Source organism: Advenella sp. S44 (genome assembly GCF_002810445.1).
Classification (GTDB): Bacteria; Pseudomonadota; Gammaproteobacteria; order Burkholderiales; family Burkholderiaceae_B; genus Advenella.
In genome coordinates, this window is the sequence record NZ_NEXS01000001.1 from 506,591 (window position 1) to 531,630 (window position 25,040).

The following is a 25,040-nucleotide window of genomic DNA, read 5'->3' on the forward strand; positions in this document are numbered from 1 at the left end:
CGCTCCAGATCGATTCAATGTTCAGGACACCAATGTGGTCAACAGGCCGGCTTGGCCAGCATCGAATAATAAAGAAGAAAGGTCTTCAATGAGTGTGGCTCACGAGCACCGGCGAGGTTACCGTGTTATTTTTTTGCGATTTTTGCAGTGTGCTGCTGATATATATAGTTACCCGCTTCAGTAATATCCATTCTAATGCTTTGGGAAACGTGTTCGGCATCGCGTTTCTTCAGAAAACCGAGAGCAGCCCGGTGATGGTCCTGCTGTTTCAGATTAGGAACGTAATCGGGCAACACGGCATTGAGTGCTGGACCGCAGCGCAACCAAAGGATTTCGGTTATGTCCTGCACTACGTCCATCTGGGCATGCTCGTACAGCGAAAAGTGAAAACTCCGATGCAATTCGAGATATTTGCTTTTACTGTCGCTATCAATGCATTTGCCCATTTGGTTCACAATACCTTCAAGCCTTCCAATATCGCTGTCCTTGATATGAGCAACGGCGGCATAGGCCAGCTTTGACTCGAGCTCCGCACGCAAAAACATAAGCTGCCTAATTTGATCACTGTTGAGCTGAGGGACGGAAGCTCCTCCCTTTTGTCCTCCGGGGCCGCGATCAAGGACGCGTTCGGCTATCAGGTGATTTACCGCATCTCTCACAGGCGTAAGACTGATTCCCAGCTTGCCTGCCACATCTCTCAGAATAAGCCGCTCTCCAGGCTTGAACGCACCAGAAAGCAATGCATTTTTCATAGCGAGATAAGCAAGATCGGATAAATTATTTTTCTCAAGCGGCAAGAGCGGAGCAAACATAGTAACGAGACGTGATTAAAAGGTTGCTGCAATGTTAACCGATTTAAGAACAAAAACATTTAATTTATTTGTTGTTTGTTATAACAAACTTCGATAGAATTCAGAAATGTGGAAATGAATCACAACAATCCACTCTTTCTGGAGACAACTTATGAAACGAATAAATTTTGCGGCTTGGATGTTGTTGGCCGTTGCCGCGATGCCTATCCCTTCTGTTGCAGCCGAAGGCTTCCCCGAGAAAGATATACAGTTCGTCATTCCGTGGAATGCGGGCGGATCAAATGATATTGCTGCGAGACAATTGCAAAAAATCGTTGCCGATCAGTCCGGGGTGAACTTGATTGTGGAAAACGTACCCGGCGCGACCGGGTCCATCGGAATGAGCAAAGTTGCCCGGGCGGCACCCGACGGCTATATGGTTGGCATGGGCACAAGCTCGACGCTTGCCCAGATATCGCAGAAACTGACGACGCTGACCAATGATCAGTTTGTTCCCATTGCAAGAGTCTCGGTGGATCCCTTGATGCTTCTGGTACCGACCGACAGCGGGCCGCAAGATTTGAAGGCCTTTCTGGCCCACGTAAAGAAGAACCCGGGGCAAGTGTCTATCGGGACCCCCGGCTCTCATAATTTGAATCATATATTTGCACAAATGACAGCGCGGGCGGCCGGGGCGCCGTACATCAATGTGCCTTACACCGGTGGCGCCAAGGTCATTGCAGATCTGGCCGGTAAACAGATCTCGGCAGCGGTGCTGAAACCATCAGAGAGCAAGCCGCAGATTGACGCCGGAAAAGTCAAGCCGATTGCCGTATTTGCCAATGAGCGGCTGGGTATCATGCCCGACGTACCTACCTTCAAGGAACTGGGATATGACGTCTTTCCTTACGGGCCGTTAGTGCAAATGGCATATATCGTTGCCCCGGCCAAAACCCCGGAGCCAGTTCGTACACGACTCATTGAATTATTCTCCAAGGCAATAGAAAGCGACCAGTTCAAGTCTTTTGCCGATCAGAATGGCGTCATCATCAGCCCGCTCAAGGGCGATGACCTCACCCGGGAAATCAATGCAGTCCAGAAGACGTTGGATAGCGTCAGCGAAAAAGTGTTTAACAAAGCGGAAGACAAGAAATGAGTGTAATCAAAAAAGTAACTTGCCATGTTGTCAGTGCGCCGATCGAACGGCCTTTTACATCGTCGCGCGGCTGGCTTTATAAAACGCGCGGCTCGTGCATTGTCGAGATAGAAACGCAGGACGGCACGGTCGGTTGGGGTGAATGCTATGGACCCTCGCAGGTCGCGCGCAGTTTTATTGATACGCAATTTGCGCCGCGTATTATCGGCCGCGATGCATTTGACGTCGAAGTGATATGGGAAGACCTCTATAACCGAATCAAAGACTATGGCGCCAAAGGGATGGCAATTGCGGCGATGAGCGGTATCGATATTGCGCTGTGGGACATTATCGGTAAAACCTGCGGCAAGCCGGTACATAAACTGATCGGCGGCGCGTTCCGCGACACGGTGACGGCTTATGCCACCGGACTGTATTTTATCGATATGGACCGACTGATTGAAGAGGCGGTTGAGGAAGCCCTGGAGTATAAGCATGGTGGATTTTCTGCTATCAAGATGAAAATCGGCCTTGGCTCGCCCAAGCTTGATCTGGCGCGAGTTGAAGCGGTACGTAAGGCGATTGGCGACGACATTCGGTTAATGGTTGATGCCAACCACTGTTTCACTGTACCCGCTGCGATCAGGCTGGGACGGGAGCTGGAGAAACTGGACGTGGAATGGTTTGAAGAACCCATTTCTCCCGAAGACCTTGACGGCTATGTCCAGGTGACCCAGGCGCTGGATATGGCCGTGGCCGGTGGCGAGAATGAGTACACGCGCTGGGGATTCCGGGATATCGTCAGTCGCAAGGCAATGGATATCATCCAGCCCGACATATGCGCCGCCGGGGGTTTCAGCGAGTGCAGGAAAATCGCCGCTCTGGCCACCGCCCATGGCGTAGAGTGCGTGCCCCATGCATGGGGGTCGGTCATCGGCGTTGCGGCAACGCTGCACTTTATAGCGGCACTGCCCGATCAGCCTCCCAGCTTCAGGCCAATGCCTCCGCTTTTCGAATTCGAGCAATGCGAGAACCCGTTCAGGGACCAACTCGCTAAGGAACCCATCGTCTTGCTTAACGGCTCGGTGCCTGTCCCGACCAAACCCGGTCTTGGCATAGAGATTGACCGTAGCATTCTTAAAAAATATGCGGTCTGAACAGCATGCGGTTTATCACATTTGAGCACGCGGGTTTTAGCCGCGCTGGTGTCGTCACAACACGGGGGCAGGATGAAGACGCAGTTGACTACGTTGTGGATGGGGCGCATCCACTCAGGCCTGCCGTATTGCAGGGACTGCAACCGACTATGTTTGACTGGGTCGGCTATGGTCTGCAGGCGCTGGCGTGCGGGCTATCTTCCCAGGCGATCGACGATCAGTGTCTGATACCTCTGTCAGTGGTGACGATCCTGGCCCCGCTACCCAATCCTGGAAAGATTGTGGGGGCTGCGTTCAACTATCGTGACGGTTTGCTGCAAACCAAGCGTACACCGCCGACGGCGCCGGTCATCTTTATCAAGTCGGCCAGCACGATTATCGGGCCGGAAGGTAGGATCCGGATCAACCCGTCCAACCAGGTGACCTATGAAGCAGAGCTGGCTGTGGTTATTGGCAAACAGGCATTGAAAATAAAGCGCAGCGAAGTCGCAGATTATATCAGCGGCTATACCATTTTTAACGATGTTAGTGTGACCAATTATGTGAAGCATGATGGTGGGTTCGTGCGAGGCAAGAACCAGAAGACATCCGGGCCGATGGGGCCGTGGATACTTTCGGCCGAAGCCATTGTCGATCCGCATGATCTGGCAATCACGCTTGATGCCGATGGCGTGCGCCTGCAGGATTCAAGTACCAGCCAGATGCTGTTTCGCATTGATGCGCTTATTGAGTATATTTCAGCGCAAATGCCTTTGGAGCCTGGCGATATCATCGCTACGGGCACGCCAGCAGGGGTAGCTGCCAATCATGAACCGCCCGCATGGCTGGTTCCGGGCATGTCCTTGTCCATCGGCATTGAAAAGTTGGGCGTGTTGCACAACAAAGTAGAAAGAGAACATAACCATGTCTGAGAATAAATACACTGTGTTATTGACAAACGACATTCTGGCCGAGGAAGCGCAGCGGCTGCAGCAGCACGCCAACGTCATTGTTGCCCCACAAACGGATCCAGATACCCTGCGTCGCCTTGTTGTAGACGCAGACGCACTGATTGTGCGCGCCAAGCTTCCCGATGATATTTTTGATCATCAGACCAGGCTGAAAGGGGTCGTCAGGCATGGCGTGGGCCTGGACATGATTCCGATGGAAAGTGCGAGCGCTAATAAAATACCCGTGGCCAATATTCCCGGATGCAACACCAGCTCCGTCGTTGAGTATTGCATTGCCGCCATGTTGCTGGTCCGGCGTCAGGTCGACATACAACGTATCGATAGCAGCGGGTCCGACTGGCATTCCAGGCGGGCATTGGGGGACCAGATGGGCGAACTGGGCGGGCTTACGCTGGGAATTGTGGGCGTTGGCGCAATCGGAGGGGCGCTGGCCAAGGTAGCGGCAGCGCTTGGAATGAAAGTGATCGGCCTGTCCAGACGCCGGGAGAGCTTGCCTGAGGGGGTTGAGTATGCTGACAAAAAGGCACTTTTTTCGCAGGCCGATATTGTCGTTCTATCGTGTCCCCTGAATGCGGACACGATCGGGCTGGCCGATACGGCAGCGTTCAACAGCATGAAAACGTCCGCCATAATAATTAATGTGTCCCGTGGGCCGGTCATTAATACGACAGCGTTAATCGATGCATTACGCGAGGGGAGAATCGCCGCCGCTGTGCTGGATGTGCACGATGTGCAACCCGTTAAGCCTGGTATGTACCCCGCCGAACAGAAGAATTTGTATCTAACCCCTCATATCGCCGGCATGACAACAGCCAGCATGAAAAGAATGAGCCAGGGGTCGGTTGACGAAGTCCTGCGCTTGTTGCAAGGGCATCGGTTTACCAATCTGGTTAATCCAGAAATCTACGAGTAATCCATTGACAAAGGTTCGAGATGAAAATTTCCAGTATTCAAGCCCATCCTATTTCCTTTCCGGTTCCTGAAGACAAGTCTGTGCGCTTAGGTATCGGCAAAAGTGTAAAACGCGATGCCGTGCTGCTGCGCGTACAAACAGACGAAGGACTAACAGGATGGGGCGAAGCGCATCATGGTCGATGCCCCGGCGCCATCGCCCGACTCATTGACACCACGCTGGCCGAGCTGGTGGTGGATATGGATCCGATGGATGTTTCGGGGATATGGTCAAAAGTGTATAAAATGCAAATATCCAGCCACGGCATGGGGGCCGCTGCAGCGCTGGCGCTGAGCGGTCTTGATCTGGCGCTATGGGATATTCGCTGTCAGGTTGCAGGATTACCTCTGCATACACTTATCGGCGGTAAACGAAAACCCATCAAGGCGTACGCGGGGGGCATATCGCTGGGCTGGCAAGCTCCCGAGGCGCTGGCGGATGAGGCCGCGGGCTATGTCAGCCAGGGTTACCGGGCATTGAAGCTTCGCGTAGGAGACAACATTGAACGCGATATTGCCCGCGTGACTGCAGTGCGCAAGGGCGTTGGTGATCAAATTGATATATTGGTGGACGCCAATACCAATTACACCCTGGACGACGTACGACGCATCTTGCCTTTCTATGACGACCTTAAGGTAGGCTGGCTTGAAGAGCCGTTCCCGGCTCACGATCTTGGGTTATACCGCCGCGCGTCGCGACTTGGACGGACTCCGCTGGCCGCTGGTGAAAATCACTACACCCGTTATGAGTTTGAACCAATACTTGAGGCTCAGGCGCTGGGGTTTGTGCAACCGGATCTGTCCAAAGCCGGCGGGATCACCGAATCATTAAAAATAGCCGCGATGGCCAGTTGTCACCGGCTAAGCGTGAATCCCCATACCTCCGCGACGGCCATCAACATGGCCACTTCAATCAGCTATTTGTGCGCGATCGACAATCCTGGCTATTTTGAAGCGGATCTTACTGCCTATAACCCTTTCCGGGATCAATTAACGGACAACCTCCCCTATGTACTTGATGCCGACGGCTGTGTGACTGTCGGCGATGGCGTAGGCATTGGACTGACTATAGACGAAAAGTTTGTTGCAGCCCATCCACTGATCGACGGGCCGTGTTATGTGTAGATCGCGTGAATGCCGGGACTTGACGAAAGCAAGAGAATAGGCCCAATACCGACTTCGGGGTTTAACCCGTCACCGACAATGATATTTCGGCCGTATTCGATAAAGCGTTCAAGAAATTGGTTCCTGATTTTTTCGTGAATATACAGGCGCTTTATGGCTACGCAAAATTGCGCGTTGTTGGCGAAAGCACCCCAGAATATGCCGGGTATATGTTTTTCCAGATCAGCGTCATCCATGACGATGGCCGGGTCATTGCCACCCAGCTCCAGTGTGATACGCTTGATCGACTGGGCTGCTGTGGTCATGATCGCTTTACCGGTTTGTGTTGAGCCGGTAAACGCGATTTTATTAATGAGCGGGTGCGCCGTCAGTGCCCGGGCAAGCTTGTCACCGCCCGTAATGATGTTAATGACACCCGCGGGTACGATATCTTTTATGATTTCCCCTAGGCGCAGCGAAGTCAATGGCGTGAAGGGCGAAGGTTTCCAGATGACGGTGTTGCCCATGAGGATGGCGGGGGCAACCTTCCAGATTGCAAGTGACATGGGAAAATTCCAGGGCACGATGGCAGCCACGACGCCAAGCGGCACTTTAATGGCGATCGCATGGTCATTGATCTTGCGTTCCATCAGCCCGTGCAGCTTCGGTATTTCGGAGAAGTAGGAGAGCCAGTCGGCGCAACGCTGAATCTCTCCCTGTGCACTGGTCAGCGGCTTTCCCTGTTCGGAGGTAAGCAAGGTCGTCAGTTCCTTTTTATTTTCCATAATGGCTTTGGACAGCCGGCCCAGCAAAGTCTGCCTGTGTTTCAGGGCTGTTTCGCTCCAGCTTGTAAAGGCCGTTGTGGCAGCGACCACAGTTTGGTCAAGCTGAGCTGGAGACAAATCAGGAACATGGGCAATTGTTTTCCTGTCTGCCGGACTGATAACCTGTATGGTTGCGTCAGCGGTTTCAAGCCCGCCGCCGATCAAATTTCTATACTGAATCATATACGAACCCTATCGCTTGTTTACCGGAGAAGCCCGGAAGGTGAAACGATGATAGGGCAGACTATGATTGCTGCATAATATTAAATTTTTCTGCACCCATATATTAAATATATGGTGCAAGCCTTCCTCTCACTTGAAAGAGAACAGCTCATCCAGCAAAGTTGAATGATGATTCTTTCTCTTGGCCATATAGATTTCCGTATTGAACTGGTGAGAGAAGGAGTCAAGATTGATAAACTCAACAGCGCCTTTTATGCCGGGAACTGTGGTCTTGGGTACCAGCGCGACCCCCAGCCCACATCCGACCATGACCGCCACAGTTTGTATCTGGATTGCTTCCTGGGCAACAGCCGGCTCAAACAGATTGTCCTTGCAAAACATTAATGCGGAGTTTCGTAAAGGGCTATTGGTGGAGTACATAATGAAATTTTCGGCGCTTAACAACGTTGGAGTGATTTGCAGGCAATCAAGAAGGTGGTGATTACTCGCCACCATTAATACGAACTCATCACGAGCCAGTTTGATAATTTCTATATCAGCCGGTAAATCCAGCGGACCACGCAACAGCCCCACATCAATCTGGGCATCAACAAGCATGCAGATGATGTCGTTGGACGTGCTTTCCATCAGATTGAGCTTGATATTTGGATACTTCTTCAACAGGATAGGCAGCTTCTGGGGGAGGATGGTGTGGGCTGTCGACGACACAAATCCAATATCCAGCGTTCCCACATTGCCGCTACTGATAGATCGGGCGCTCCATACCGCTCGCTCAACATGGTTAAGGCAGATCTTGCAGTGTTTGACAAAGTCCTTACCGGCGGCCGTGATTTCAAATGAGTTAGCTTTACGCTCAATAAGCGGGACACCCACCGCCCCTTCCAACTTTTTGATGGCGATTGATAACGCCGGTTGCGCAATATGGAGTTTTTCTGCCGCTTTGGTAAAGCTGTTTTGCTCTACAATCGTGAGAAACTGCTGCATTTTTCGCAGACCCACATTTGGTACCATTTCCTTGTCCTCACTTTAGTATGGATTTTCTGTGTTGTGGCTGGATCGATCTTTCCATAAGCTGGCATCTCATTGTTAACGATAGGCCTTTACCGTCAAGTGTTGATTCCATGTACAACCTCGCGAATTTTATTCGCTGCATATTCAATGCCCTGACATCTCTGAGAAACTCGTGATACAGACTCTATTGTTGTCCTCATTGTTTTTATGTCTCATATGTAGCGCGACATGCTGAACTACATTTCAACCAGCGCATCTCGTGCGGCGGCATGCACCAATGTGCGGAATGGCTGGCACACTGCGTCGTCGATAATAGCCTGGTTGAAAACGAGCATTACAGTGCTTGGAGGCAATGCTGGGTAGACGTCAATTATTTTGATCAGATTCAGGCTTCCATAATGCCTTGCAATTGACTCGGGAACAATCGAAATAAAGGATGTTTTGGCGACCAATGCAAGGTTGGATTCGAAGGTCCGCGTTTCAATGACAGATTTGATTGGTGGTAACTCGTTTTCGCGCCAGAAACGGTCCAGGACAGCGCGTGAAGTGGTTCCAAGAGAAGGTAAAATCCATTCCCTTTTTGTTAATTGTTCCAGTGTATAGGTCTTGTCTGTAAACGTGGTGTTAGTTGCACTGCAAATGATCAGCGGACGTTCGTCGTAAAGGCGTTCGGTAACATAATCCGTTCCTATGCCAGCGGCGCCAGCGACATGCCGCATGATGGCAAAATCCAATTTTTCGCTTTCCAAGTCGGTCAGTAGCTGGGTGGAACTATCTTCAATAACCATTAGCTTCCATTTAATGGACGTATCGTGTGCTGTTTGATCGGAGTGTACGCGGTTTAGCAAATGGGGCATGACTGAATGCATTGCTCGTGGAATACAGCCCAGTCTGATGGTAGAGCCAAGTGTATCCACGATATTGTCCAGGCGTCCCAGACTGCTTAGTAAAAATCTAGCCTGATTAATGATTGCTCTTCCTCGCATAGTGGCGATGCTGCCTCGAACGGATCGTTCAAATATACGAGTACCCAGCGTCGACTCGGCCTCTGCCAACAGTCGAGATAGGGCGGGCTGTGAGGTTCCCAGATGCGTGGCCGACCGATGAACGGAACCGTGGTCTGCAATTGAGGCAATTGCCTCAATATGCCGTCGTTGTAATTGCTTTTTTTTGGAAATTGTCATGTGAATTCAATACAAAATAAACGATGTCATATTTAGCATAACACTATCAATTATATATATCATTTACAGTATGAAATATTTCCGATAAATTGAGATCAATCGCCCTGCTGTCATGCGAATCTCAATTTATAAGGAAATCTATAGTGAAAATAAAAAAAGTCGAATGCTTGGCAGTCCATCCGGGCTGGAGGAAGAATCTGATTTTTGTCCGTGTCGAAACCGACGATGGCATTGTCGGCTGGGGCGAAGCATACAGTCAGTATGATCGAGATCGGGCGATCGTTGCGCAGGTCGAGGCTTTAGGTCAATATCTCGTTGGTCGTCAGGCGCGAAATATACGTCACTTTCTACAGATTGCTTTCGATGACTATGCACAGCGTAGATCTTCATTGGAATATTGGTGTGCACTATCCGGAATCGAACAGGCGTTATGGGATATTGCCGGAAAAGCAGTGGAGCAGCCTGTCTACAATTTGCTGGGAGGGACGTGTCGGGAGAAGATTCGCGTATACGCCAATGGCTGGAGCTACAAAATGCAACAACCCGCCGATTTTGCCCGCGCTGCAGAACAGGTGGTGCGTAGCGGATTTACTGCTATCAAGTTCGATCCGCTTCCAAGACCGTGGCGAACCTATATTCCGAAAGAACACATTCGCCACGCTGTGAAGGTGGTGAGTGCGGTGCGTAGCGCCGTGGGCGACGATGTCGATTTATTACTTGATATCCACCGGCGCCTCGCTCCAGCGCACGCGATTACCCTGAGCAATGCGTTGGCAGAATTCGATCCTTACTGGTTTGAAGAACCTTGCCAGGTAGAGAATTTGGATGCGCTGGCCGAGGTTCGGGCGGCCAGTCCAATCCCGGTTGTCAGCGGAGAGGCCATGTATGGAAGAGCAGATTTTCGGCGTCTATTTCGCGAACGCGCCGTCGATATCATTAACCCGGATATTTCAAATTGTGGCGGCATCTTGGAGATGCTATTTATTGCTGCAGCAGCCGAATCCGAAATGGTTGCTGTTTCTCCGCATAACTATAATTCGACAACGTTGTCTTTGTCGGCCACAGTGCACGCTGCCGCCTGCATGCCAAATTTCATCATAACGGAGTACTTTTTACCTTACGAAGAGTTTGGATCCGTGGTGACGAATAACCCGTTACTGCCGGTTAATGGTTATATCGACCTACCAAAAGGACCTGGCTTGGGACTGGACGTAAATGAAAAGGTGGTGCGTTCCAGGCCATCCAAAAGGTATCCTGCCCGTACGTTTCGTATGAGCGAAGATGATCAGCCACTACCACTTTAATGCTCAGCTAAGCAGTCAGGAAGCGGGTGATAAGGAGACAACAATGAAAAACATGATTATAAGATTTCTGTTAATCGCGGCTGTACTGTGCACATGGAGTGCATCCAGTCTGGCCGCTTACCCCGATAAGCCGATACGCTTTATCTGCACGTCGGCAGCAGGCTCTCCGTTAGATTTGATGATGAGAACGCTTGCCCAGTACTTGGGTAAGGAACTAAACCAGACCATCGTGGTAGAGAACAGGCCGGGCGGGACTGGGGCCGTGGGCATGGCAAATGCAATGAATTCTCCGGCCGATGGCTATACGGTCGTCTCGGCAACAGGGTCCACTTCGTTCCTTATTGCAGACGGTAAGTCGGCTTATACACTGGATGATTTTATTTTCATCCGTGGTTTGCAAGCGGAGCCATCTGCCATTGCAGTGCGCAAAGACAGCCCCTTTCAATCGTTACCGCAACTAGTAGATACGCTAAAAAAAACGCCTGCCCAAGTGAGCATCGGAGGCTATGCGACGGCGGGCTTTCATCAGTTTTCTTATTATCGCCTACAACAAGCAGCAGGATTTAGAGGCGTTTGGGTCCCCTTCCAGGGTGGTAATCAGGCAGTTCTTGCCTTGATAGGAGACCATATTCAGGCAGCAGCAATCACGCCAAGCTCAGCTTTACCACAATTGAAGAGTGGGGAGCTTCGGATGCTTGCGATCAGTACACCAACGCGAGATGCGTATTTCCCTAACGTTCCGACATTCAAGGAACAGGGCTACGATGTGGTTGAAACTTTATGGAGAGGTGTCATGGTAAAAAAAGGGACGCCACCTGAAGTGATAAAAGTGTTGTCGGAAGGGATGGACAGGGTGGAAGCTAATCCAGAATGGAAGCGATTCATGACTGAAAATGTGCAAGCTCCACAGAACATGACAGTTGAGCAAATGCAAAAGCACGTTCGAGATGAAGTGAAAACACGACGCGCATTTCTTCACGATCTCAGAGCCCAGCAAGCGGAACATTAAGCATAAATATGAACAAAAAATTACGCCCAATAGAGCGAACTGTGGCATGCTTGGACGTTCATGACGATGTGGTCAAGAAAGTGATACTCCGCTGCGCTCCTGAAGGTTGGAATATTATGCTGGCGGACTCATACGATGATACCCACCAGAAGACTTTGATAGCGTGTGCCGAGATGATATTGACTGGCTGGGCTGCGGTACCTGCTTGGATGTTTGATGCGCCGAACTTACGGCTTGTACAGAAATTTGGCGCAGGATACGACAAAATTGACATTAATGCGGCTCGTAAAAAAGGGATTTGCGTGGCCGTTGCGAGTGGCATGAATGCTGATCCAGTGTCCGAATTAGTGGTTTTCTTGGTCCTGGGTCTCTATAGAAAATTCAGATACCTGGACGAAACAATTCGTTCGGGAAAGTGGGTTAAGTCCGAAATGAGAGCCAAAGCCCACTCATTGCGTGAAAAAAAATTTGCTATTCTTGGGCTTGGTGCTATTGGGAAAGCAGTGGCCAAACGCGTACAGGCGTTTGGAGCCAAGGTGATTTATCATAATCCAACACCTCTTGGAGCTAACGAGGAAGCGGCACTGAACGTGCAATACTGTACCTTTGATGAGTTGATTGCAACAGCAGATATTCTGTCATTGCATTTGCCATTAACACCTGACACACGAGGAATCATAGATGCCGTCCAGCTATCGCGAATGAAATTAAGCGCGATACTGATTAACACGGCTCGTGGGGAGTTGATTGTGGAAAGCGATTTAATTGAAGCTTTACGATATGGGCGTTTGCTGGGTGCTGGGTTGGATGTTTTTCAAAATGAGCCGCTGTCGAATGACAATGCGTTACTGGGATTTGACAACGTGATGCTCACCCCGCACATTGGCGGAGCCGTTTTCGATAATGTGCAAAATATGGCTACGCACTGTTTTAACAATATGAAGCTATTTATGGCAGGACAACCATTGCCTTTTCGCGATGTCATTGTGAAGGGCAATTCGATGGTTTAAATGAGATTAAGGCCTCTATGATCTATTGATGGTCAATATTGAATGAATCGGAGTTCAATAAATTCCGTCCTGGCGCAGGATGGAACGAAAATCGCACATTCGTCCGCACCTTATCCCTTACACGCTCCACGCCGCCTTGGTCGCCAGCGCACATTCATGCATCACGGTCAACGCGCGCTGCGTGGTTTCAGCGCTTCCCACGAACGGATTGGGTCCGCCCTGTGACATCTGCGCAAGTTTGACATCGGCCAGGTCCATGCCGCTGTGGTTGGACAGGAAGACATCGACGTTCTGCTTGCCGGCCATGTCACGCACGCGGTCGGTCGAATCGATGTAAGCTTGCAGGCGCTCCATGCGATTGGGCTGTTTGCCGAAATTGAATGACGTGCCGCCCCACAGGAAGGCGCGATGGGTTTTGTCGCCCTCTTTGGCGTCGAACGCGACCGAGATGGTTCCCATCGTGTGGCCCGGCGTCATTACGATGTCGACGGTGGTGTCGCCCAGGGTCAGCTTGGCGCCGTCCTCGACGACCGCGTCACGCTTGGGCGGGCGACCCCAGCTGGGCACGTCGAACTCCAGCTTGGTTTCCATCATGGTCCAGTCGGCTTCACTGGCAATAATCTGAGGATGAAAATGCTCCACCAGATAATTGGCGCCGCCGTAGTGATCGCCATGGCCGTGCGTGATGACGACCATCTTGATTTGCGCCGGATCCAGCCCCAGCTTGCGCATGCCGGCGACAATCACATGTTCGGCGTCATCCGCATTATTCATCGCGTCGATCAGGATGATGCCCGCCGATGTCGTAACGGCCCAGGCGCTGACCCATTTGCCTCCGACGAAATACAGATTATCGAACGCTTTGCCTGGCGGCGGTGCTGGCTGCGCCATCAGAGCTTGGACCGATGGACCTTTTTTTTGGCTGGCTGGCAAGGCGACGTTTCCTAGCTTCAATAACTGTGTGAGGTCGCTGCCAGCGGCAGTGCGTGCAGCAGCCAAGTGTCGCTGGACATCGGGCGACTGAGCTGCCGCAGGCGAGATGTTTAGCGCATAGGTAGCACAACAGGCGCAACCTGCTGCCAGAAAATAACGTCTGCCGGACGATGCAACCTGGTTATCGCCAGTGTTGTCATTGTTGTTGATCCATGAGCCGAAAAGCCGCATTAGTGTCTCCTGTTGTTGTCATTAACCTAACGTGCCGCACGCCGCAGGCCTGCGACGCCAATCAATTATAGTCAGATCGCGGCCGGTCACGAGGCCTTGTCAAATTTTTGCCTGTCTTGCCGATTGAATTATTGGTGAACAAGAGCAGTCAAGGCCACAAACCGGTAGCTATTTTTTGTTGACTAAATAACGTTAAGGTGACCATTGGGCAAGCCGCTGAGTCGGGTTTGCCAGCTATAATTGTGTTGACATTTCCAACCATTCTCGGTTCACGTTCTATAGGAATTAATTTGATGAGTAAAGCCGCAATCGTGGCCGGTATTGTTATTGCCGCCGGCGCAGTCTGGACCGGATCAAGCTGGTATCTGGGTACGCAGATTCAGGAGCGACTTGACGACTATCTGGTAAAGACCAACGACTATCTGAAAAAGGAAGGCGAAGGACGAATCAGTATGCAAGTGGTCAGTTATGACAAGGGCGTTTTCTCATCTGACGCGGTATATAAAGTCAATATGAATGTTCCGGAAATCTCGGGCCTGCCCAAGGAAGTTCTACTTAAGAGCCACATTGAACATGGACCGATATCGCTCAATGCCTTGCTCAGTGGCCAGTGGGTCACCGGATACGCAACTGCCTCCACGACACTGGTCAACGACGAAAAGACCAAGCCACTGTATGACGCAGCCGGCGGCAAAGAACCGTACGTGCAGAGCGATCGTATTGATTTTTCTGGAAATGTGCACTCCGTGGCCATGTTGGCGGCGCTGGATGCGACGTTCAGTCAGGCCACCTTCAAATCTCAGCCGGTAACGGTAACATCGGTTGTAAACAAGGACTTTACTCAGGTCGACATGACGTTTGATCTTTCCGAGGCGAGCCTGGCTAATTATGCCGATGTCGACTTTTCCATGAAAAACGTGAAAGGGCAGGCCAGTTCCAGCAAAACTGCTTCGGGCCTGTTCGTGGGTCCGGGGGGAATGAGCATCGGCATGCTTGAGATCAAGCCAAAAAATGATAGGGCTGTATCAATCGCCGATTTCAAGGTCGATGTGAAAACGGAAGAAGTGGATGATTTCCTGAACCTGAGTGTGGGTTACGAGCTTGGCAAGATGCTGGTAAACAATGTCGATTTTGGCGCTATCAAGTTGAATGTCGCCTTTGACCATCTTGACCGCCAGGCGGTTGAGAAATTCAAACAACAAGCCGGCTCGCTAAATCTCACGGCAGACAACATTGAACAGCAAGGTGAGCAAATTGAACAGTATTATGCAGAATTGTTCACGAACCTGATACGCCAGAAACTGCAGGTGCGTGTTTCTCCGTTCTCATGGAAGACAGCAAACGGGGAGGGTTCGCTGAACGCGTCCGCCAATTTTGATGGAGCCAGCCAGTCTGAGGGACAGACTATGCAAGACAAGCAGTTCCTGGTCGAGTCGCTCAAGACAGTTGATTTCGGGTTGAAGGTCGATACCGCCTTGATCCGAGATGTGGTCTCGGGCAGTGCCCAGCTAGAGGGGGCGACCGACAAGACCGCGGCAGACAAGAAAGGCGATGGTCTTGCCAGCATGGCAGGGTTGATGACGCAGACCACGGGCCTTGGGAAATTCGAGAACGGCGTGATCACGAGCGATATTGCGTACGATTCAGCCAAAGGTTCAGCCGAAAAAATCACGCTGAACGGCGAGACCATGAGTCTGATGGAGCTGGCCGGTAAAGCGGGCTCTTTATTTATGGGTGCTCCCCGCTAACCGGCGAGTGTGGGCCGGGCAATCCCGGCAAGTCTTGCAGCGTAACGGCGCCAACTGCACAGTGTTGGCCTCCGGATATGGTTGGTGGCCAGTGGTTTGCCGAGGGGCAGCCTATTGCTTTGTGGCCTCCTTGGGCAGCTTTGCGATGACCTTGATCTCGAAGTCAAATCCGTAGAGCCAGGTAACGCCCACGGCAGTCAGTGTCGGATAAGGGGCCTGGCCCCAATATTCGGGTACGACTTTCCATATCGTTTCGAATGTCGACTGCGGATCGACCATGAATACCGTCACGTCAATCACGTCTTCGAAACTGCTGCCTGCCGCCTTCAAAATACCATTCAGGTTATCAAATGCTCGCCTCACCTGTGCTTCCAGATCCGGTTCGGGCGAACCATCTTCCCGGCTACCGACCTGTCCGGAAACGAACAAAAATCCATTGGCCCGAATCGCTGGTGAATAGTGATTCTTGTCATACAGTGCCTGGCGCCCAGGCGGAAAAACGACATCGCGTTTTGTCATAGCTTCTCTCCATGAATGAGTCTGGCTGACTCGATACCAACAATGAAGTGATTCTATGTTTTCCGGTTTGACGGATAAACCGGCAAATCTGTCCATCACTGTTTGTAAAATACAAACAATCCTATACCTGGGAGCAGACATGGACCGATTCGATGCGATGTGGGCATTTGCCCGGGTGGTGGAAACCGGCAGTTTTACCAAGGCGGCAGAGACGCTGCACATGAGCCGAACCACCGTCACACAATTGGTACAGCAGTTGGAGGCGCGTCTGCGAGTCCGCCTGCTTAACCGGACCACACGCAAGGTCAACGTAACCGCTGATGGTGCTGCCTACTACGAGCGTGTGATCAGATTGCTGGCCGACATGGACGATGCTGAAACCAGCCTGTCCAGCGCTGCAGCACTGCCTCGGGGCAGGTTGCGAGTCGATGTTCCCAGTCCGTTTGCGCGCATGGTGCTGGTGCCGGCGCTGCCGGCATTCCATGCCCGGTATCCTGATATCCAGCTCGATATGGGTGTGAGTGACCGCGTGGTGGATTTGATAGATGACAATGTCGATTGTGTTGTGCGTGGGGGCGAACTCACCGATCTGTCGCTGATGGCCCGGCATATTGGCGACTTGCAACTTGGTATTTATGCCTCGCCGGATTATCTGTCGCGAGCTGGCGTACCGCAGCATCCTCAGGAACTGAATAGCCCGGGCCATCATGTCGTGGCGTTCCTGTGGGCCCGCAGTGGAAAGGCGTTGTCGCCCACCATGCGCTATCGCGATGAACGCGTCACCATACAGGGCAGATACATTCTTTCCGTTGATGATGGCAATGCCTACCTGGCGGCTGGTCTGGCTGGCCTGGGGGCACTTTGGCTGCCTGATTATATGTCCCGGGAACATGTGGCAACGGGTCAATTGACTCCCTTGTTCCAGGATTGGGCGCTGGATCCGATGCCCATGTATGTTGCCTATCCGCCTAATCGACATGTCAGTGCGAAGCTGCGCGTGTTTATTGACTGGGTTGCCCAGCTCACGGCAGAGCATGCGCCCATCGCGCAGCGCAAGAGGTAATCAAGTCCCGGATCCTTCTGCAAAGCGACAAGCGTGGGGCGTCTTGCCTTGGCGAGGTATGAGCGGGAAAAATTGCTTGAATAACTTTGATATTTCCAATAATATTGAAATATGGAAACGAAAAACGCTATCGTCGCCCTTGCGGCCCTCGCCCAGGAATCTCGCCTCACGGTATTTCGACTGCTTATTCAAGCCGGTCCTGCCGGTATGGCAGCCGGGAAAATCAGCGAAGCCGTGGGCATTCCGCCTTCGTCCTTGTCTTTTCATCTGAAGGAACTCTCGCATGCTGGCATGATTGCGTCGCGGCAGGCGGGCAGATCGGTTATCTATACGGCAGAGTATGCAAGGGCAGCCAGTCTGGTTACCTTTCTGACAGAGAACTGCTGCAGTGGGCAAGACTGCGATCTTTCGTGTGCGCAAACTGAAAAAACGACGGTGACAAAATGAGAATCCGCAAGCTTATTGACGCTGAATACCTGCCTGCACTGGATCCGACCTTCGCACAGAACAGACCGGCTTGGGGTCTGGCACCAGACGCCCCGCCCTTGCGCATTTTGCTGTTGTACGGTTCATTGCGTCCACGCTCTTTTTCCCGCCTTGCCGTCGAAGAAGCGGCGCGCATATTGCAGTTTTTTGGCGCTGAAACCCGGATTTTTGACCCCTCGGATTTACCGTTGCCGGACCAGGTGAAAAATGATGATCATCCCGCTGTCAAAGCGTTGCGGGAACTGTCAGCATGGTCAGACGGCCAGGTCTGGTGCAGCCCGGAAAGACATGGTCAGATCACCGGAATTATGAAGGCACAAATAGACCACTTGCCACTGGAAATGGCCGGCATCAGGCCTACTCAGGGGCGTACATTGGCTGTCATGCAGGTATCGGGCGGCTCCCAGAGCTTCAATGCGGTAAATACCCTGCGTTTGCTTGGTCGATGGATGCGCATGTTCACCATTCCCAATCAGTCCAGCGTGGCCAAAGCCTATCAGGAATTTGACGAGGCGGGACGTATGAAACCCTCGCCCTATTACGACCGTATTGTTGACGTCATGGAAGAGCTGGTGCGCTTTACCGCGTTGCTGCGCCCGCATCAGGATGCACTGACCGACCGATACTCTGAACGAAAAGCCAGTGGCCGGATTATCGACCCCAATAAAGATCTTTCATCCATTGCCATGACTCCTCAAAACCGGATTGAACGCGAAACGTCTTAGCCGAGAGAGCCTATATCGTGTCTATGCTGTGTCAGGCAATTTTATCCCCGGCTATAGTGCTAAATTTCCAACCAGCGCGTTGGCCATGTCGGGGGACGCGCTGGCCGGTCTTAATCGGATAGTCGGGCCCTTAATCAGATAGCCTTGCTAATGCCGCGCGAACTGCAGCAAGGACGCATTTGCACGGCAATAAACCAGGATCGTCCTGGACAAACCGCATTGACCATAATTGAAATAATCGCGAATTTAGTGCAGTACGCAACAGCGTTTGCACTGTTGGTGCAAAATATCCGCTGACAGCCCCGCGCAGCATAACGTACCTCACGTTGATCTTCGGTGTTGCCTCCACTATTTTTTGGCCCATCGCAATGGCGTTGCATACGCAGCTATCGCAACTTTCACAAGCCAAAATTCAGCCATTTACAATGAGCAGGTTTACGGACTTGTCATTGTAACGGGCTGGGTATGTCGTAGATATATATTATCCAAACCGGCTCCCGCGTGCGCTGTGCACGTCGCGCCAACGTCGCGAGATAATATTGCAAATGAAATTTAACCTTTCTTGACTCTTTGATGGAAATTTAGTTACTATTTTCATCAGATCTTTATGCAAAACGAATTTCGCTCTATTTTCCAGGGTCAAATTAGCCCACTCTAAGTATACGAGGAGCTGTGGTGAGTCATGTTATTGATCGTCTCAAATATTTCAGTCGCAAGAAAAATGAATTTTCAGATGGACACGGCAATCTCGTAAATGAAGATCGGTCCTGGGAACAGGCTTATCGCGATCGATGGCAACACGATAAGATTGTCCGTTCCACGCACGGCGTCAATTGCACCGGTTCCTGTTCCTGGAAAATCTATGTAAAAGGTGGCATCGTCACTTGGGAAACGCAACAGACTGATTACCCAAGAACGCGGGCAGACATGCCCAATCATGAGCCGCGCGGTTGTTCCCGCGGCGCCTCCTATTCCTGGTACCTATACAGCGCCAATCGCATTAAATACCCGATGCTTCGCGGCAGGCTCGCGCGGATGTGGCGCGAAGCGCGTAAAACAATGTCGCCGCTGCAGGCCTGGGAATATATTTGCACCAATCCGCAATTGGCCGATGAGTACAAGAAAATACGCGGCAAGGGTGGTTTTGTGCGCACTACATGGAATGAGGCCAACGAGCTGATTGCCGCTGCGAATGCATACACGATAAAGCGCTTTGGACCGGACCGGGTCGTCGGGTTTTCGCCTATTCCGGCCATGTCGATGGTATCGTTTGCCGCAGGCAGCCGGTATTTGTCGCTGCTGGGGGGCACTATACTCAGTTTTTATGATTGGTACTGCGATCTTCCTCCGTCCAGCCCACAGACGTGGGGCGAGCAGACCGATGTATCGGAGTCTGCCGACTGGTTCAACTCCAGTTTTATTGTTATGTGGGGATCCAATGTGCCCCAGACCCGAACGCCTGACGCCCATTTTATGGTTGAGGCGCGCTATCGGGGAGCCAAGATTGTTTCCATTTTTCCGGATTACGCCGAGGGCGCGAAGTTTGGCGATATCTGGCTGCACCCGAAACAAGGTACAGATGCCGCCCTGGCGCTGGCCATGGGTCACGTCATTCTCAAAGAGTTTCATCTTCAGGGAAAAAGCGAATATTTTCGTGAATACTGCCGTCAGTACTCGGACATGCCCTTTCTGGTGCGGCTGGTCAGGCAAGGGGATAGATATGTACCGGAACGCATGCTGCGAGCTTCGGATTTTGTCGATTCGCTGGATCAGAAGAATAATCCTGCCTGGAAAACCGTTGCTTACGACGAATTGACCGGAAAAATAGTCGTGCCGCGCGGATCAATCGGTTTTCGCTGGACGGGCGAGTACGCACAGGACCAGGGTAAGTGGAATCTGGAACCGTGCGACGACCACGGCAAGCCGCATCGCTTGCGTTTGTCCATCGTGGGCGAACACGATGAGATCGTTCCGGTCGCATTCCCTTATTTCGGCAGCCAGGTCAACGACTTTTTCCAGGGAACGGACCACGACGACGTGTTGTTGCGAAACATGGCGGTGTTGCGGATCAGCACTACGGAAGGAGACGTGCTGGTCACGACGGTCTACGATCTGCTTATGGCCAATTATGGGCTGGATCGGGGCCTGGGTGGAGGCAATACTGCAAGCACTTATGATGACGATGTGCCGTACACGCCGGCCTGGCAGGAACGGATCACAGGTGTGAAACGTCAGGATGTGATAACGGTTGCCAGGCAGTTTGCAGAGAACGCAGATAAAACCCAGGGCAAATCCATGGTGATCCTGGGCGCGGGCCTGAATCACTGGTATCACATGGATATGGCCTATCGGGGCATTATTAATCTGGTGGTCATGTGCGGCTGCGTTGGCAAATCAGGCGGCGGCTGGTGCCACTATGTCGGACAGGAAAAACTTCGCCCGCAGACGGGCTGGAGTACGCTGGCATTTGGCCTGGATTGGTGTCGGCCGCCACGCCACATGAACGGCACGTCTTTCTTTTATGCGCATACCGACCAGTGGCGGTACGAGAAGCTCAAGGTGTCGGAGCTGTTGTCGCCCTTGGCAGACCCGCAAGCTTATCAGGGCAGTTTGATAGACTTCAATGTCCGGGCCGAACGCATGGGCTGGCTGCCCTCTGCGCCTCAATTGCAGACAAACCCCTTGCAGGTGGTGCGCCAAGCCCAGGAGGCAGGGCAGGATCCGGTGCAGTACGCGGTGCAGGAGCTCAAAAGCGGCAAGCTCAAGCTGTCATGTGAAGATCCTGATCATCCTGATAATTTCCCGCGCAATATGTTTATCTGGCGCTCCAACCTGCTCGGCTCTTCCGGCAAGGGGCATGAATACTTTCTTAAACATTTGCTGGGTACCGATCACGGCATTCAGGGTAAGGAGCTGGGCGAGGATGGCGATCAAAAGCCTGTCGAAGTCGCCTGGCATGACAGCGCCCCGCATGGGAAACTGGATCTGCTGGTTACCCTTGACTTTCGTATGTCAACGACCTGTGTCTATTCAGATGTTGTGCTGCCTACTGCAACCTGGTATGAAAAAAGTGATCTGAACACGTCTGACATGCATCCGTTTATTCACCCGCTGTCGGCAGCGGTAGACCCGGTGTGGGAATCACGCAGCGACTGGGAAATTTATAAAGGCATCGCCAAAGCCTTTTCCGGTATAGCGCAAACCGAGCTTGCTACCGTGAAGGATCTGGTCTTGACGCCGCTGCAGCATGACAGCCCGGCCGAATTGGGAGACCCTTTTGGTGTCACGGACTGGAAACATGATGAAGGACCAATGATCCCGGGAAAAACCATGCCGTCATTGACCGTCGTGGAACGCGACTATGCGTCGCTTTACAAGCAGTTCACCTCTCTGGGGCCTTTAACCGCAAAACTCGGGGTTGGCGGCAAAGGCATCTCATGGCAGGCCAATGATGAATGTGATTTGCTGGCGCAACTGAACTATCGTGTGACCGATGAGGGCGTCAGCTATGGTTTGCCAAAGCTGGACACCGATATTGACGCAGCCGAGACGATTCTGACGCTTGCTCCTGAAACCAATGGCGAAGTATCAGTCAAGGCATGGGAAGCCCTTTCCGCATTCACGGGGCGCGATCATTCGCATCTGGCCAAACCTCGCGAACACGAGAAAATTCGTTATCGCGATCTGCAGGCACAGCCGCGCAAGATCATTTCCTCGCCGACCTGGTCCGGGCTGGAGTCTGATCATGTCAGCTACAGTGCCGGCTATACCAATGTGCATGAGCTGATTCCGTGGCGCACCTTGACCGGGCGCCAGCAGCTGTATCAGGATCATACCTGGATGCGGGCCTTTGGCGAAGCCTTATGTGTGTACCGCCCGCCGGTGGACACCAAATCGATTACGCCAATGCTGCAGTCGCGCGGCAATGGCAATCCGCATCTGCTCCTGAATTTCATTACACCGCACCAGAAATGGGGCATCCATTCTACCTATACCGATAATCTGATCATGCTGACCCTGTCCCGTGGCGGGCCTATCGTATGGCTATCAGAAGTTGATGCAGCAAAAGGCGGTATTGTCGATAACGACTGGATTGAAGCCTTCAATGTAAATGGGGCACTGGTGGCACGCGCCGTTGTCAGCCAGCGGGTGCCCCAGGGTATGACAATGATGTATCACGCGCAGGAGAAAATCATCAATATGCCGGGCTCAGAAATCACAGGAGCCCGCGGAGGCATTCACAACTCCGTGACCAGAACCGTGATTAAGCCCACGCATATGATTGGCGGCTATGCCCAGTTGTCTTATGGCTTGAATTATTACGGGACGGTGGGCTCCAATCGTGACGAATTTGTGATCGTACGGAAAATGTCGAAAACTGACTGGCTCGAATCGCCGCTACGGGATTCGCAAGCATCGAAAACCTAGCGATGGGAGAGGACAATGAAAGTACGGGCACAGATTGCAATGGTACTGAATCTGGACAAATGTATAGGTTGTCATACCTGTTCGGTCACCTGTAAAAATGTCTGGACCGCGCGCGATGGCATGGAGTATGCGTGGTTCAATAATGTCGAGACCAAACCTGGCATTGGCTATCCTAAAGACTGGGAGAACCAGAAGCACTGGAACGGCGGCTGGAAGCGCAATGCAAACGGCCGGATTGAACCCCGGCAGGGCGGGAAGCTCAAATTGCTGGCCAATATTTTCGCCAATCCGAATCTGCCGGACATTGACGACTATTATGAGCCGTTCACGTTCGACTATGATCATCTGCAATCTGCACCGGAGTCCAGGGCGGCGCCGACGGCCCGCCCCCGCTCGGTTATTACCGGCAAGATCATGGAAAAAATAGAGTGGGGGCCGAACTGGGAAGAGATTCTCGGCGGCGAATTTTCCAAACGGTCCGCAGATTACAATTTCGAAGATATCCAGAAAGATATCTATGGGCAGTTTGAGAACACCTTCATGATGTATCTGCCCAGATTGTGCGAGCATTGCCTGAATCCCAGCTGTGTTGCCAGTTGCCCATCGGGGTCCATCTATAAACGGGAAGAAGATGGTATTGTCCTGATCGACCAGGATAAATGCCGTGGTTGGCGTATGTGCGTATCGGGCTGTCCATACAAGAAAATCTACTATAACTGGAAAAGCGGCAAGGCAGAAAAATGCATATTCTGTTATCCCCGCATAGAGGCCGGCCAGCCCACTGTCTGCTCGGAAACCTGTGTTGGTCGTATCCGCTATCTGGGTGTGTTGCTTTACGATGCTGACCGGATTGAGCATGCGGCCTCTGTGCAGGACGAGGCCGCGCTATACGAGGCGCAACTGGAGGTATTCCTGGACCCTGACGATCCTGCCGTGATAGCCCAGGCTCTGGCAGACGGTGTGCCTCAGGGCTGGCTGGATGCCGCGCAGCAATCTCCGACATACAAAATGGCTGTGGAGTGGCGGATTGCCTTTCCATTGCATCCGGAATACCGGACGTTGCCCATGGTCTGGTATGTCCCGCCGTTGTCCCCCATTCAGTCGGCGGCCAATAGCGGCGATATAGGTACATTCGGTGCTCTGCCGGATATCAAGTCATTGCGAATACCGCTGCGTTATCTGGCTAATCTGTTGACTGCAGGAGACGAGGCGCCGGTCGCGCTGGCGCTGGAGCGCTTGCTGGCCATGCGGGCTTATATGCGTGCCAGAACCGTCGATGGTGTGGAACGGCTAGACATTTTGCAGCAAGTGGGGCTGACCCTTGCACAGGTGGAGCAAATGTATCGATACCTGGCCATTGCCAATTATGAAGACAGGTTCGTTATTCCCACTTCCCATCGTGAATATGCAGAAGATGCGTTCGATATGAAAGGCGGATGTGGCTTTTCTTTTGGTGACGGCTGTTCGGGGGGGACATCCAAAGGCAGCCTGTTTGGCAAAAAACCCAAGGGCGATGCACGGCAAGTTGTGTTCATGGATCTGCAACGCAATAAGGCAGTTCCTTCAGGAGAACCCACATGAATCCGGCCTCATCTGCGCAATCACAAACGCAAGAACCTTCACAACAGCGCACCTATGCCGTATTGTCTGCCTTGCTGGGCTACCCGGACGAAGAGCTGGTTGATGCGGTGCCCCTGTTGCGATCATTATTGAACCAGGAGCAAGCCGGCCATTTGGCGCCGATGCTCGATCTGTTTGACAACAGCCCCGATCTGATTCAATTACAAGAGCAATACGTGGAGACGTTTGACCGCAAACCGAGCCACTCTTTGCATCTGTTCGAGCATATCCATGGCGAATCGAGGGATCGGGGGCAGGCCATGGTTGATTTGCGTAATGAATATATTGAATACGGCCTGCTGCCGAAGACCACCGAGCTACCCGACTATATCCCCCTGTTTCTTGAGTTTCTGTCGCAAATTCCGGAAGAAAAGGCCGCCGATCTGCTGGGCGACGCCATTCATATTCTATCTCGCCTTGAAGAAAAGCTCGCCAAGGTACAAAGCCCGTATGTTGTCGTATTCCAGATGTTGCGCAGTATGACTACGGTGGTGCCCGAGCCGCTGCCTGAGCCGCCGCAAGGCGATATGGAAGAAACCATGGTGACCTTCGGGCCGGCTGCCGATGGCACCGAGCCAATGCTTTATCGCAAGCCAATAGTTGATCAGCCGGTTACTTTTTATGAAACCGATCCCAGGAAAGAGACTATCTCAAATATAGCGGCAGAAAAATAG

21 protein-coding genes are annotated in these 25,040 nt (G+C 52.1%); 15 read left to right on the plus strand and 6 right to left on the minus strand.

The window, feature by feature from the left end:
• Positions 1-125: 125 nt before the first annotated feature.
• Entirely contained in the window at positions 126-812 is a 687-nt protein-coding gene (locus CAP48_RS02380; protein ID WP_100694400.1) for a GntR family transcriptional regulator, read from the minus strand.
• A gap of 151 nt (positions 813-963) precedes the next feature.
• On the opposite strand from CAP48_RS02380, the gene CAP48_RS02385 reads away from it, so the two are divergent.
• The 5 genes from CAP48_RS02385 to CAP48_RS02405 are packed head-to-tail and all read left to right on the plus strand — an operon-like array spanning position 964 to position 6,109.
• A complete protein-coding gene (locus tag CAP48_RS02385; RefSeq protein ID WP_100694401.1) occupies positions 964-1,947 on the plus strand; it encodes a tripartite tricarboxylate transporter substrate binding protein in 984 nt (327 codons plus the stop codon).
• Positions 1,944-3,083, plus strand: coding sequence for a mandelate racemase/muconate lactonizing enzyme family protein (locus CAP48_RS02390; RefSeq protein ID WP_100694402.1), 1,140 nt, complete (start codon positions 1,944-1,946; stop codon positions 3,081-3,083). The genes CAP48_RS02385 and CAP48_RS02390 overlap by 4 nt, the downstream gene beginning before the upstream one ends.
• Before the next feature lie 5 nt (positions 3,084-3,088).
• Entirely contained in the window at positions 3,089-3,994 is a 906-nt protein-coding gene (locus tag CAP48_RS02395) for a fumarylacetoacetate hydrolase family protein (protein WP_242444295.1), read from the plus strand.
• Entirely contained in the window at positions 3,987-4,946 is a 960-nt protein-coding gene (locus CAP48_RS02400; protein WP_100694403.1) for a D-isomer specific 2-hydroxyacid dehydrogenase family protein, read from the plus strand. The genes CAP48_RS02395 and CAP48_RS02400 overlap by 8 nt, the downstream gene beginning before the upstream one ends.
• 20 nt (positions 4,947-4,966) lie before the next feature.
• Positions 4,967-6,109: a mandelate racemase/muconate lactonizing enzyme family protein gene (locus tag CAP48_RS02405; protein ID WP_100694404.1), complete on the plus strand. Its 1,143-nt coding sequence runs from the start codon at positions 4,967-4,969 to the stop codon at positions 6,107-6,109.
• On the opposite strand, the gene CAP48_RS02410 is transcribed toward CAP48_RS02405, so the two are convergent.
• The 3 genes from CAP48_RS02410 to CAP48_RS02420 form a co-directional block, all read right to left on the minus strand.
• Positions 6,100-7,095, minus strand: coding sequence for an aldehyde dehydrogenase family protein (locus CAP48_RS02410; RefSeq protein WP_100694405.1), 996 nt, complete (start codon positions 7,093-7,095; stop codon positions 6,100-6,102). The genes CAP48_RS02405 and CAP48_RS02410 overlap by 10 nt on opposite strands.
• Positions 7,096-7,224: 129 nt before the next feature.
• On the minus strand, positions 7,225-8,106 hold the full coding sequence (locus tag CAP48_RS02415) for a LysR family transcriptional regulator (protein WP_100694406.1): 882 nt from the start codon (positions 8,104-8,106) through the stop codon (positions 7,225-7,227).
• A 236-nt stretch (positions 8,107-8,342) separates the two neighbouring features.
• Complete coding sequence (locus tag CAP48_RS02420) at positions 8,343-9,290, minus strand: LysR family transcriptional regulator (protein ID WP_100694407.1); 948 nt, start codon at positions 9,288-9,290, stop codon at positions 8,343-8,345.
• 143 nt (positions 9,291-9,433) lie between these two features.
• On the opposite strand from CAP48_RS02420, the gene CAP48_RS02425 reads away from it, so the two are divergent.
• Genes CAP48_RS02425 through CAP48_RS02435 form a run of 3 tightly spaced genes read left to right on the plus strand, consistent with a single transcriptional unit; the run spans position 9,434 to position 12,613 of the window.
• Positions 9,434-10,594 (plus strand): mandelate racemase/muconate lactonizing enzyme family protein, encoded by a 1,161-nt coding sequence (locus tag CAP48_RS02425; RefSeq protein WP_153045645.1) that lies wholly within the window; start codon positions 9,434-9,436, stop codon positions 10,592-10,594.
• Between the two features lie 43 nt (positions 10,595-10,637).
• On the plus strand, positions 10,638-11,603 hold the full coding sequence (locus tag CAP48_RS02430) for a tripartite tricarboxylate transporter substrate binding protein (RefSeq protein WP_161495180.1): 966 nt from the start codon (positions 10,638-10,640) through the stop codon (positions 11,601-11,603).
• Positions 11,604-11,611: 8 nt separating this feature from the next.
• Positions 11,612-12,613 (plus strand): 2-hydroxyacid dehydrogenase, encoded by a 1,002-nt coding sequence (locus tag CAP48_RS02435; RefSeq protein ID WP_100694410.1) that lies wholly within the window; start codon positions 11,612-11,614, stop codon positions 12,611-12,613.
• A gap of 117 nt (positions 12,614-12,730) precedes the next feature.
• Here the strand turns inward: CAP48_RS02435 and CAP48_RS02440 are convergent, their stop codons facing one another.
• Positions 12,731-13,777, minus strand: coding sequence for an MBL fold metallo-hydrolase (locus CAP48_RS02440; RefSeq protein WP_100694411.1), 1,047 nt, complete (start codon positions 13,775-13,777; stop codon positions 12,731-12,733).
• 293 nt (positions 13,778-14,070) lie between these two features.
• Here CAP48_RS02440 and CAP48_RS02445 point away from each other — a divergent pair, with 293 nt between their 5' ends.
• On the plus strand, positions 14,071-15,525 hold the full coding sequence (locus CAP48_RS02445) for a YdgA family protein (RefSeq protein WP_100694412.1): 1,455 nt from the start codon (positions 14,071-14,073) through the stop codon (positions 15,523-15,525).
• A 111-nt stretch (positions 15,526-15,636) separates the two neighbouring features.
• Here the strand turns inward: CAP48_RS02445 and CAP48_RS02450 are convergent, their stop codons facing one another.
• On the minus strand, positions 15,637-16,044 hold the full coding sequence (locus tag CAP48_RS02450; protein WP_100694413.1) for a RidA family protein: 408 nt from the start codon (positions 16,042-16,044) through the stop codon (positions 15,637-15,639).
• 139 nt (positions 16,045-16,183) lie between these two features.
• Here CAP48_RS02450 and CAP48_RS02455 point away from each other — a divergent pair, with 139 nt between their 5' ends.
• The 6 genes from CAP48_RS02455 to narJ all read left to right on the plus strand — a co-directional run bounded on the left by CAP48_RS02455 (position 16,184) and on the right by narJ (position 25,040).
• Positions 16,184-17,107: a LysR family transcriptional regulator gene (locus CAP48_RS02455; RefSeq protein WP_100694705.1), complete on the plus strand. Its 924-nt coding sequence runs from the start codon at positions 16,184-16,186 to the stop codon at positions 17,105-17,107.
• 111 nt (positions 17,108-17,218) lie between these two features.
• On the plus strand, positions 17,219-17,554 hold the full coding sequence (locus CAP48_RS02460) for a helix-turn-helix transcriptional regulator (protein WP_100694414.1): 336 nt from the start codon (positions 17,219-17,221) through the stop codon (positions 17,552-17,554).
• On the plus strand, positions 17,551-18,318 hold the full coding sequence (arsH, locus tag CAP48_RS02465; protein ID WP_100694415.1) for an arsenical resistance protein ArsH: 768 nt from the start codon (positions 17,551-17,553) through the stop codon (positions 18,316-18,318). Before CAP48_RS02460 ends, arsH begins: the two co-directional genes overlap by 4 nt.
• A gap of 675 nt (positions 18,319-18,993) precedes the next feature.
• Positions 18,994-22,746, plus strand: coding sequence for a nitrate reductase subunit alpha (locus CAP48_RS02475; RefSeq protein ID WP_100694416.1), 3,753 nt, complete (start codon positions 18,994-18,996; stop codon positions 22,744-22,746).
• 15 nt (positions 22,747-22,761) lie between these two features.
• Entirely contained in the window at positions 22,762-24,327 is a 1,566-nt protein-coding gene (narH, locus tag CAP48_RS02480) for a nitrate reductase subunit beta (RefSeq protein ID WP_100694417.1), read from the plus strand.
• On the plus strand, positions 24,324-25,040 hold the full coding sequence (narJ, locus tag CAP48_RS02485; protein ID WP_100694418.1) for a nitrate reductase molybdenum cofactor assembly chaperone: 717 nt from the start codon (positions 24,324-24,326) through the stop codon (positions 25,038-25,040). Before narH ends, narJ begins: the two co-directional genes overlap by 4 nt.